The following is an 11,034-nucleotide window of genomic DNA, read 5'->3' on the forward strand; positions in this document are numbered from 1 at the left end:
CTTAGCCATGCGAAGAAAACTGAATTTTGTATGAATTAAATTAATTTAGAATGTGATTTGTTAGGGGGGAGTGTTAAATTATTCACTGGTTTAATAAGAAAACAATTAAAATAAACCACTAATATATGGCACACATTATCGAGAGAGAAAAGGCGCGCACATGACGTGCGCGCTGGGATTTTAGTGCAGGATTTTGGCAAGGAAATCTTTCGCGCGTTCTGATTGCGGGTTGGCGAAGAAGGCTTCTTTATCGACATCTTCGACAATTTTACCTTCATCCATAAAGATGACCCGGTTCGCTACTTTACGGGCAAAGCCCATTTCGTGCGTCACCACCATCATGGTCATACCTTCGTTAGCCAGCTCGACCATCACGTCCAGTACTTCGTTGATCATCTCCGGGTCTAGCGCTGAAGTTGGCTCATCGAACAGCATCGCGATCGGATCCATGCACAGCGCGCGCGCGATCGCGACACGCTGCTGCTGGCCGCCGGAGAGCTGCGCCGGATATTTTTCCGCATGCGCCGCCAGACCCACGCGCTCCAGCAGCTTAAGCCCCTTTTTACGCGAAGATTCTTTATCGCGATTGAGAACCTTAATTTGCGCCAGCGTCAGGTTGTCGATGATCGACAGGTGCGGGAACAGTTCAAAGTGCTGGAATACCATACCTACGCGGGAACGCAGTTTAGCAAGATTGGTTTTCTTATCGTTAACCTGAGTGCCATCAACGATAATTTCGCCTTGCTGCACCGGCTCAAGGCCATTAACGGTTTTAATCAGCGTCGATTTACCGGAGCCTGACGGCCCGCAAACCACCACCACTTCGCCTTTTTTCACTTCGGTGGAGCAATCGGTCAGCACCTGAAAGTGACCATACCATTTTGAAATATTTTTCAGGGTAATCATTACACAGTCCTTTTCTTCAACCAGCTGACCAACAGCGATGCGCTGAGACTAAATACAAAATAAACGGCGCCTGCGAACAGGATCATTTCCACCTGGGTTCCGTCACGTTCGCCAATGGTGGAGGCGGTACGGAAGAAATCGGCCAGGCTCAGGACGTACACCAGCGAGGTATCCTGGAACAGGACGATACCCTGGGTTAACAGCAGCGGGACCATCGCGCGGAAGGCCTGCGGCAGAATCACCAACTTCATCGATTGCCAGTGGGTCATCCCCAGCGCCAGCGCGGCGCTCGACTGACCACGGGAAATACTCTGGATCCCGGCGCGAATAATTTCCGAATAGTAGGCCGCTTCAAACATCGAAAATGCCACCATCGCCGAAATCAGACGAATATCGGTTTTCGGCGACAGCCCCAGCACGTTTTGCAGGAATCCGGGAACGATCAGATAGAACCACAGCAGCACCATCACCAGCGGAATCGAGCGGAAAACGTTAACGTAGGTTTTGGCAAACCACGCCAACGGCAGGAAGCTTGACAGGCGCATCACCGCCAGAATGGTGCCCCAGACGATACCGATAATAATTGCCGTGACGGTGATTTTCAGCGTAATGACCAACCCTGCCAGCAGGTAGGGCATGGAAGGAACAATTGAACTCCAGTCAAAATCGTACATTATTTGCCTCCCATATTGCCCGGCAGGCGAACTTTACGTTCAACCACATACATCACCAGCATGATTACGGCGTTGATGAATACATAGGCGAGGGTGATCGCGGTAAACGATTCCCAGGCGTGGGCTGAGTAATCCAGCAGCTTACCCGCCTGCGCCGCCATATCCGCCAGACCGATAGTGGAAGCGATAGCCGAGTTTTTTACCAGGTTCATCATTTCCGAGGTCATCGGCGGCACGATAACGCGATAAGCGTTCGGCAGCAGCACGTAGCGATAGGTTTGCGGCAGAGTCAGCCCCATCGCCAGGCCGGCATTTTTCTGCCCGCGAGGAAGGGACTGTATCGCGGCGCGGACCTGCTCGCAGACGCGGGCAGCGGTAAACAGCCCAAGGCACAGCATTGAGGAGACAAAGAACTGAATATTTGGATCCAGTTCCGACTTAAACCACATGCCGATGTTTTCCGGCAGAAACTCCGGAATAACAAGGTACCAGGTAAAGAACTGGACAATCAGTGGAACGTTACGAAACAGTTCGACGTAGCAGGTGCCGATCCCGGCTAACCAGCGGTTAGGGACGGTACGCAGAATACCGAACAGCGAGCCGATGAGGAAAGCGATAATCCAGGCGCTAATCGACAGTGCGACGGTAACCTGAAAGCCGCTCCATAACCAGCCTAAATAAGTGGTGTTGCCGAACGGGGCGGGTTGCAGGAATATTCCCCAGTTCCAGTCTATTGACATAAATAAACTCCAGAAAAAAAAGGGTAGCAGCGCTACCCTCGAAGATTGTTGCCCTGCTTGTTTCGGTATTCGCGGCGGCTGGGGAACGACCAGCCACCGTATAGTCTGTCCGTGCAAAGGCAACAATCGGGAGGGCTACTTTATCGAGCCCCTGTTTTTTTAATTAGTTAAGAGCCTTGTCATTGGGTGATTTGAACAGCGCCTTCATGTCGTCGGACAGTTCGAAGTTCAGGTTCAGATTTTTCGGCGGAATCGGGTTCTTAAACCAGGTATCAAACCATTTCGCCGCTTCGCCAGAGGTCTGCGCCTGGGCAACGGTGTCATCGACCAGTGTTTTGAACGATGCGTCGTCTTTACGCAGCATGCAGCCATAGGCTTCTTTCGACTGCGGCGTACCGACGATTTCCCAGTTATCCGGTTTCTTCGCTTTTGCGCGCTCGCCGGCCAGCAGGGCATCATCCATCATAAAGGCCACCGCGCGGCCACTTTCCAGCGTACGGAAAGAGTCGCCGTGATCTTTCGCGCTGATGATGCGCATGTTCATTTTCTTCTCGTCGTTCAGCTTATGCAGCAGTACTTCCGAGGTGGTACCGGAAGTGACGACTACCGCTTTGTCTTTCAGATCCGGGAAGTCTTTAATCGGCCCACCTTTTTTCACCAGCAGACGAGTGCCGACGACGAAAATGGTATCGGAGAAGGCGGCCTGCTTCTGACGCTCAAGGTTGTTGGTGGTGGAACCGCACTCGAAATCATAAGTGCCGTTCTGCAGTAACGGGATGCGGTTCTGCGAGGTGACCGGAATCAGTTTCACCTGCAGATCGGGTTTATTCAGCTTTTTCTTGATGGCTTCAACGATAGCGTTGGAGTAATCCTGAGAGTAACCCACCACTTTTTGTTGGTTATCGTAATAGGAGAATGGTACTGACGACTCGCGGTGGCCGACGACGATCACCCCGTTTTTGGCGATTTTATCCAGCGTGCTCTGACCTGCGGCCGGGGCGGCATCTTCAGCGTGCGCCAGACCAGCGGTCACTCCCATGACCAGCATTGCGGCGGCCAGTTTACGTAATTGCATATCCAACTCCTTATCCTTAACGCCAGGGACGCTAGTGATACCCATTGTGATTGTGTGTATGTGTTGTTATTCCTGCGAGCACTGCCGTAAGGCGGCGCTTTCGGGAATCGTCTGCAATCTTAAAGTGCAGTATTTGTATGAGCTTGTTAGCATTTAGTTTGGCTTAATGTAAAGATTTTGATGCGTTATTGTTTATTTTTGCGAAGCGCACCGCACCATTTGTGGGCAAAAATGGGTTGTTGCACCAACGTGGCGCGAAGTGCGAACGCTTTCGGTGCAACCCTGGTACAACCGCGGTCAAAATCGCCTACAGGGATGAAATTAAGCAATGGACGTGCCAGATTGGCGCTGGAGAGCGTAAAGCGGGGAAGGCCCGCCGGCGACGAATGCCGCCGGGAGCAGGCCGGGCGGCTGCCCGGCGGAAAAGATTAGCGTCGACGCTGGCGCAGGCTCATCACCAGCGCGGCAAAGCCAAAGAGGGCGGTTAACGCCCACAGCGGCCAATTGCCGGTACGAGCATACGGCGTCAGGCCGGTGGTTGGCGTGACCTTAGTGGTCAACACCGCGCGGGTAAACTGTGGGATCATGTCCTGAATTTCACCACGCGGGCCAATAACGGCGGTGATACCGTTGTTGGTGCTGCGTAGCAGCGGGCGCGCCAGTTCCAGCGCGCGCATCCGCGCCATCTGGAAGTGCTGCCATGGGCCAATTGACTTACCAAACCACGCATCGTTGGAGATAGTCAGCAGATAATCGGTATCCGGGCGGAAATTATCGCGGACCTGCTCGCCGAGAATGATTTCGTAGCAAATTGCCGCCGTAAGCTTCAGGTTATGCGCTACCAGCTGCGGCTGCACGTAAGGGCCGCGGCTGAACGAGGACATCGGCAAATCGAAGAACGGCGCCAGTGGGCGTAAAATCGATTCCAGCGGTACGAATTCGCCGAACGGCACCAGATGGTTTTTGTTATAGCGATTGGTCGAGTCGTAGCTGTACGGGTTATCTTTACCCAGCGTGATGATGGTGTTGTAGGTATCGTAGCGGTTTTGTTTATTGAGGCGCGCATCGACAATACCGGTAATCAACGAGCTATTTTTGGCCCGCATCAGGTCATCAACCATGCTGAGGAAATGCTGCTGATTGATTTCCAGATCCGGAATCGCCGACTCCGGCCAGATAATCAGCTGCGATTTACCCATATGCGGCTGGGTGAGATCGAGATAGGTTTTCAGGGTGTTAACCAGCTGGTTTTCATCCCATTTCATCGCCTGCGGAATATCGCCCTGCACCAAAGAGACTTCCGTCGCCCGCTCAGGCAGCAGTTGATACCACTGGATATAACGCAGCGGGAAGGGCAGGGCAAACAGCACTATCGCCACCAGCAACGGTTTCCAGTGGCGCTGCGCGATAGCCAGCGCCAGCAGGCCGCTGACCACCATCAACAGAAAGTTTATCGCCTCAACGCCCATCACCGGCGCCAGACCCTTTAGCGGACCGTCAATCTGGCTATAGCCGAACTGTAGCCACGGGAAACCGGTCAGCACCCAGCCGCGGAGAAATTCGGTAATTTGCCAGATGACAGGCGCGGCGATGGCCAAACGGATCCAGTTAGTTTTCGGCCATAGTCTCGCGAGGATCCCGGCGAACAGACCGGTGTACAGCGATAAATAGGCCGCCAGCAAAGCAACAAGGAAAACGTTAACCGGGCCCGGCATGCCGCCGAACTGCGCGATGCTAACGTAAACCCAGTTAATACCGGTGCCGAATAGCCCAAGCCCCCAGAAGTAGCCAATCCAGGCGCTCTGTAGCGGGCGACGGTTGAGAGTGAGCGCCTGCAGACCAAACAGCGAGACAATCGCCGCTGGCCAGAAGTCGTAAGGTGAAAAAGCCAGCGTTCCGCTGGCTCCGAATAACAGCGCCAGCAGCAGACGTACGCGCTGGCGTTCAAGTAAAGAGGCAAATACCATTTAGGTTAATCGTCCCGTTAAATTAGTCTTCCAGCTTCGGCTGCGGCGCATCATCAGGAAGCTTTACATGGACCTGAATAATACGTCTGCTGTCAGCCATTGCGACCTTGAATTGGTAACCATCAATGTCAATCGACTCGCCGCGGGCCGGAAGATGACCAAAGGCCTGCATCACCAGTCCGCCGATGGTATCGACCTCTTCATCGCTGAAGTGGGTGCCGTAGGCTTTATTGAAATCTTCAATCGATGCCAGCGCGCGTACCGTCCAGGTATGACGGCTTAGCTGACGGAAATCGATATCTTCCTCTTCATCGTATTCGTCTTCGATTTCGCCGACGATAAGTTCGAGAATATCTTCGATAGTCACCAGGCCGGAAACGCCGCCGAACTCATCGATGACGATCGCCATATGATAACGTTGCGAGCGGAACTCTTTCAGCATGCGGTCAACCCGCTTGCTTTCAGGCACGACAACCGCCGGACGTAACACTTTTTCCATGCTGAAAGCTTCGGCGTCGCTGCGCATAAACGGCAGCAGATCCTTAGCCATCAGAATCCCTTCAATGTGATCTTTATCTTCGCTAATGACCGGGAAACGCGAGTGGGCGGATTCGATGATCACATCGAGGCACTCGTCCAGCGTCTGGTTGCGTTTCAGGGTAATCATTTGCGAACGCGGGATCATAATATCGCGGACGCGTTGGTCGGCGATATCCATTACCCCTTCGAGCATGTCGCGCGTATCTTCATCGATAAGCTCGTTCTGCCCGGAGTCACGGATCAGCGCCAATAATTCATCACGGTTTTTGGGTTCGCCGTGGAAAAGTTGGCTGAGTAAGAGGGAGAAAAATCCCTTTTTGCTGTTTACTGTGTCACTACTGTGTGAATTGTCGTCGCTCATGGCGTCGTATGGGTTCTCGTGTTGATTTAATTGTCGCTCGTCGCGCGTAAACTCAGCGTCGTACGGCATGTTTTGCCTGATAGCGCTACGCTTATCAGGCCTGGGATACGCATGAATGTAGGCCGGATAAGGCGCTTGCGCCGTCATCCGGCAAGTTACTATTCAGCAATCTTCTCGGCAATGTACGGATCCTCATAGCCCAGAGCAAGCATTATCTCTGTTTCGAGGCCTTCCATTTCTTCCGCTTCGTCGTCTTCGATATGATCGTAGCCCAGCAGGTGCAGGCTACCGTGCACGACCATGTGCGCCCAGTGAGCCTCCAGCGGTTTTTCCTGCTCTTTGGCTTCCTGTTCAACCACCTGGCGGCAGATGATCAGATCGCCGAGCAGCGGCATCTCAATGCCCGGCGGGGCTTCGAAGGGGAAGGAGAGGACGTTAGTCGGCTTATCCTTGCCGCGATAGGTCAGGTTCAGCTCGTGGCTTTCGGCGACATCCACCAGGCGAATCGTTAACTCTGACTCTTCCTGGAACTGCGGGATCACGGCTTCCACCCAGCGTTGAAAGAGGGCTTCGTCCGGTAGACCGCTGGTGTCTTCGCAGGCCAGCTGTAAATCGAGAATCACCTGACTCATTTTTGCTCCTGTTCCTGGGCTTCGCGTTTGCGCTCGGCGGCCAGTTCTGCTTTACGTTTTTGTTCGGCTTCTTCCCATGCCTCATAGGCATTGACGATGCGGGCGACCACCGGGTGGCGCACCACGTCTTCGCTGTGGAAGAAGTTGAAGCTGATTTCATCGACTTCCGCCAGCACTTCAACGGCGTGGCGCAGACCTGATTTGGTATTGCGCGGTAGGTCAATCTGGGTCACGTCGCCGGTGATAACCGCTTTCGAGTTAAAGCCGATACGGGTCAGGAACATCTTCATCTGCTCGATGGTGGTGTTCTGGCTTTCATCGAGAATGATAAAGGCGTCATTCAGCGTACGCCCGCGCATGTAGGCCAGCGGCGCGACTTCAATGACGTTACGCTCAATCAGCTTCTCGACTTTCTCAAAGCCGAGCATCTCGAACAGCGCGTCGTACAGCGGGCGCAAATACGGGTCAACCTTCTGGCTTAAGTCGCCTGGCAGGAAGCCGAGCTTCTCGCCTGCTTCGACCGCAGGACGAGTCAGCAGAATGCGGCGAATTTCCTGACGCTCCAGGGCATCGACCGCCGCGGCGACCGCAAGATAGGTTTTACCAGTACCCGCCGGGCCGACGCCAAAGGTAATGTCGTGGTCGAGGATATTGGCGATGTATTGCGCCTGGTTTGGCGTACGCGGTTTGATCACCCCGCGTTTGGTTTTGATATTGATGGCCTTGCCGTATTCCGGCACGCTCTCGGCGCTCTGCTCGAGCACCCGGGCTTCTTTAATAGCCAGGTGGATTTGTTCCGGTTCAATATCCTGAATCTGGCCGCGCATTGGCGCGGTATCGACATACAGGCTTGTCAGAATATCGGCCGCGGCGTGCACGCAGATGGCGCGGCCGGTCAGTTTAAAGTGATTGTCGCGGCGGTTGATCTCAATACCCAACCGACGCTCCAGCTGTTTGATGTTGTCGTCAAACGGGCCGCACAGTGCTAACAGGCGGGCATTGTCCGCTGGCTCCAGGGTAATTTCACGGGTTTCTATGTTCAAACTGTTCCTCTTATTACGTGTGTTGCCGGAGGACAATCGTCATCCGGCCAATAAGGAAATTATTCACGTCACGGGAATATGGCGCAAGCATTGCTGTAGATATAGGGGCGAGGAGGGGAAATGCAAGGCCTGCCGGAACCGACAGGCCTGCCGGGATTACGGCTGGTAGATGCCGACGCCCAGATCGTTTTCTTTTCGCGTACGCGCAATGACCGATTCCGGCGATTCCACGACGCGCAGTCCCATCTCATCTTCTGTGCGGACAATTTTGCCGCGTAATGAGTTAGTGTAGACATCGACGATTTCTACGTCGACGAATTTACCGACCATATCCGGCGTGCCTTCGAAGTTCACCACGCGGTTGTTCTCGGTGCGCCCGGAGAGCTCCATCAGGCTCTTACGCGACGTGCCTTCTACCAGAATACGCTGGGTGGTGCCGAGCATGCGGCGGCTCCATGCCATCGCCTGCTGATTAATACGCTCCTGCAGAATGTACAGGCGCTGTTTTTTATCGGCTTCAGGAACATCGTCGACCATATCCGCCGCCGGGGTGCCCGGGCGGGCAGAGAAGATAAAGCTGTAGCTGACATCAAAGTTAACCTCGGCAATCAGCTTCATGGTTTTTTCGAAGTCTTCCGTCGTTTCGCCAGGGAAACCGACGATAAAGTCGGAGCTAATCTGAATATCCGGGCGCGCTTCGCGCAGCTTGCGGATAATCGCTTTATATTCCAGCACGGTGTGGGTACGGCCCATCAGGTTCAGTACGCGATCGGAACCAGCCTGCACCGGTAAATGCAGGAAGCTCACCAGTTCAGGGGTATCGCGATAGACCTCGATGATATCGTCAGTAAACTCAATCGGGTGGCTGGTGGTGAAGCGAATACGGTCGATGCCGTCGATGGCGGCGACCAGACGCAGTAGATCGGCAAAGTTGCCGGTCGTGCCATCGTAGTTTTCGCCGCGCCAGGCGTTAACGTTCTGCCCGAGCAGGTTGACTTCACGCACCCCTTGCGCCGCCAGTTGAGCGATTTCAAACAGAATATCGTCGCACGGACGGCTCACTTCTTCACCGCGGGTATAGGGCACCACGCAGTAAGTGCAGTATTTGTTGCAGCCTTCCATAATGGAAACGAAGGCGGTCGGCCCCTCGGCGCGCGGTTCCGGCAGGCGATCGAATTTTTCGATTTCCGGGAAGCTCACGTCGATAACCGGTTTATGGTTATTGCGCACCGCGTCGATCATCTCCGGCAGGCGATGCAGCGTCTGCGGGCCAAAAATAATGTCAACGTAATGGGCGCGCTGGCGAATCAGTTTGCCTTCCTGGGAGGCGACACAGCCGCCGACGCCGATAATCACGCCGGGTTTTTTCTCTTTCAGTAGTTTCCAGCGGCCAAGCTGATGGAACACTTTTTCCTGCGCCTTCTCGCGAATTGAGCAGGTGTTGAGCAGCAGCACGTCCGCTTCTTCGGCCACTTCTGTGAGTTGATACCCATGGGTGGCATCCAGCAGATCGGCCATCTTGGATGAATCGTATTCGTTCATCTGACAGCCCCAGGTTTTAATATGGAGTTTTTTTGTCATCGACTTGCTCATGCTCAATTATAAAGACGGGTATAAGTTAAGAATTAGAATTCGTTTGCAGGGTACGCATTGTAATGCTTTGGTTGCCACCTGACCAGTGCGACCACGATCCCCCGCAAGGTGCAAAAAATCCGGTAAACTTAAGGAAATCAGCTTTAAGGATAATTGCCATGACAATTCATGCAACAGATATCGCCATCGTCGGCGGCGGAATGGTCGGCGGCGCGCTGGCGCTGGGGCTGGCGCAACACGGGTTTTCGGTAACGGTGATAGAAAAACACGCGCCTCCGGCCTTTGATGCCGCTGCGGCGCCGGATGTGCGTATTTCGGCGATCAGCGCGTCGTCGGTCGGCTTGCTCAAAAGCCTCGGCGTTTGGGAAGCGGTGCGCGGTATGCGCGCGCATGCTTATCGTCGTCTTGAAACCTGGGAGTGGGAAAGCGCGCACGTTGACTTTAATGCCGCCGAGCTGAAGCTGCCTGAGCTTGGCTATATGGTGGAAAATAGCGTGCTACAGCTGGCGCTGTGGCAGGCGCTTGAAGCCCATCCGCAGGTGAGCTTGCGGGTTGGCGTGACGTTAAGCGAGCTTCATCGTGAGCCGCAGGGCGTTTCGCTGCGCCTGAGCGATGAGAGCGTTTGCACGGCGCAACTGGCGATCGGCGCAGACGGCGCGAATTCTCAGGTGCGCGAACTGGCCGGCATCGGCGTACAGGCGTGGCAATATCAGCAATCCTGTATGCTAATTAGCGTGCAGTGCGCCGACGATCCCGGTGATAGCACCTGGCAACAGTTCACCCCCAGCGGGCCGCGCGCCTTCCTGCCGCTATTCGATAACTGGGCGTCGCTGGTGTGGTACGACACCCCGGCGCGCATCCGCCAGCTGCAGGCGATGTCGATGACCCAACTGCAGCAGGAAATCACCGCGCATTTCCCGAAACGTCTGGGCAGCGTGACGCCAATGAGCGCCGGCGCCTTCCCGTTAACCCGCCGACATGCGCTGCAGTACGTGCAACCGGGGCTGGCGCTGGTAGGGGATGCGGCGCATACCATTCATCCGCTGGCGGGGCAGGGGGTTAACCTTGGCTATCGCGACGTTGACGCGCTGCTGGATATTTTGGCGGAAGCCCGCGGGCGCGGGGAAGCCTGGTCCAGCTTGCCGGTGCTGAAGCGCTATCAGGCGCGGCGCCGGGCGGATAACTTTATTATGCAATCCGGCATGGATCTGTTCTATGCCGGCTTCAGCAACGATTTAGCGCCGGTGCGCGTGTTGTGTAATATTGGCCTGATGGCTGCCGAACGTGCCGGTGTATTAAAGCGCCAGGCATTGAAATATGCATTAGGGTTGTAAAGGGGCATTTGCCGATGGGGGCTGCAGACTAAAGTTTTGCAGTACCTGCATCGGCAAGATGACTATCCGCAGAAAGCAAAAAAGCTCACCGAAGTGAGCTTTTTTGTTAATAAGTGGCTGGGGTACGAGGATTCGAACCTCGGAATGCCGGAATCAGAATCCGGTGCCT

Annotated in this window: 10 protein-coding genes; 1 reads left to right on the forward strand and 9 read right to left on the reverse strand. The window is 54.6% G+C overall.

The window, feature by feature from the left end; genetic code table 11:
• Positions 1-180: 180 nt before the first annotated feature.
• The 9 genes from ABLV07_RS02110 to miaB form a co-directional block, all read right to left on the reverse strand.
• Positions 181-906: an amino acid ABC transporter ATP-binding protein gene (locus tag ABLV07_RS02110; RefSeq protein ID WP_015367722.1), complete on the reverse strand. Its 726-nt coding sequence runs from the start codon at positions 904-906 to the stop codon at positions 181-183.
• Positions 906-1,580: a glutamate/aspartate ABC transporter permease GltK gene (gene gltK, locus ABLV07_RS02115; RefSeq protein WP_015367721.1), complete on the reverse strand. Its 675-nt coding sequence runs from the start codon at positions 1,578-1,580 to the stop codon at positions 906-908. Before gltK ends, ABLV07_RS02110 begins: the two co-directional genes overlap by 1 nt.
• Entirely contained in the window at positions 1,580-2,320 is a 741-nt protein-coding gene (locus ABLV07_RS02120) for an amino acid ABC transporter permease (protein WP_015367720.1), read from the reverse strand. The genes gltK and ABLV07_RS02120 overlap by 1 nt, the downstream gene beginning before the upstream one ends.
• A 163-nt stretch (positions 2,321-2,483) precedes the next feature.
• On the reverse strand, positions 2,484-3,395 hold the full coding sequence (locus tag ABLV07_RS02125) for an amino acid ABC transporter substrate-binding protein (RefSeq protein ID WP_015367719.1): 912 nt from the start codon (positions 3,393-3,395) through the stop codon (positions 2,484-2,486).
• 428 nt (positions 3,396-3,823) lie between these two features.
• Positions 3,824-5,362: an apolipoprotein N-acyltransferase gene (gene lnt, locus ABLV07_RS02130; protein ID WP_015367717.1), complete on the reverse strand. Its 1,539-nt coding sequence runs from the start codon at positions 5,360-5,362 to the stop codon at positions 3,824-3,826.
• A 22-nt stretch (positions 5,363-5,384) separates the two neighbouring features.
• On the reverse strand, positions 5,385-6,263 hold the full coding sequence (gene corC / locus ABLV07_RS02135) for a CNNM family magnesium/cobalt transport protein CorC (protein ID WP_015704743.1): 879 nt from the start codon (positions 6,261-6,263) through the stop codon (positions 5,385-5,387).
• A 158-nt stretch (positions 6,264-6,421) separates the two neighbouring features.
• Positions 6,422-6,895 (reverse strand): rRNA maturation RNase YbeY, encoded by a 474-nt coding sequence (gene ybeY, locus ABLV07_RS02140; protein ID WP_020079357.1) that lies wholly within the window; start codon positions 6,893-6,895, stop codon positions 6,422-6,424.
• Positions 6,892-7,938, reverse strand: a complete 1,047-nt coding sequence (locus ABLV07_RS02145) for a PhoH family protein (RefSeq protein WP_015367714.1) — start codon at positions 7,936-7,938, stop codon at positions 6,892-6,894. The genes ybeY and ABLV07_RS02145 overlap by 4 nt, the downstream gene beginning before the upstream one ends.
• 156 nt (positions 7,939-8,094) lie before the next feature.
• Positions 8,095-9,519 carry a tRNA (N6-isopentenyl adenosine(37)-C2)-methylthiotransferase MiaB gene (miaB, locus tag ABLV07_RS02150; protein ID WP_015367713.1) on the reverse strand — a complete coding sequence of 475 codons (1,425 nt, stop codon included), beginning with the start codon at positions 9,517-9,519 and terminating at the stop codon, positions 8,095-8,097.
• Positions 9,520-9,689: 170 nt separating this feature from the next.
• Between miaB and ubiF the strand changes: the two genes are divergently transcribed.
• The gene (gene ubiF, locus ABLV07_RS02155; RefSeq protein ID WP_126027584.1) at positions 9,690-10,865 is read left to right on the forward strand and encodes a 3-demethoxyubiquinol 3-hydroxylase; all 1,176 of its coding nucleotides are present in this window, start codon (positions 9,690-9,692) and stop codon (positions 10,863-10,865) included.
• The last annotated feature ends 169 nt before the right edge of the window (positions 10,866-11,034 follow it).

This window comes from Klebsiella sp. CN_Kp097 (assembly GCF_040064495.1).
GTDB classification, from domain to species: Bacteria; Pseudomonadota; Gammaproteobacteria; order Enterobacterales; family Enterobacteriaceae; genus Klebsiella; species Klebsiella aerogenes.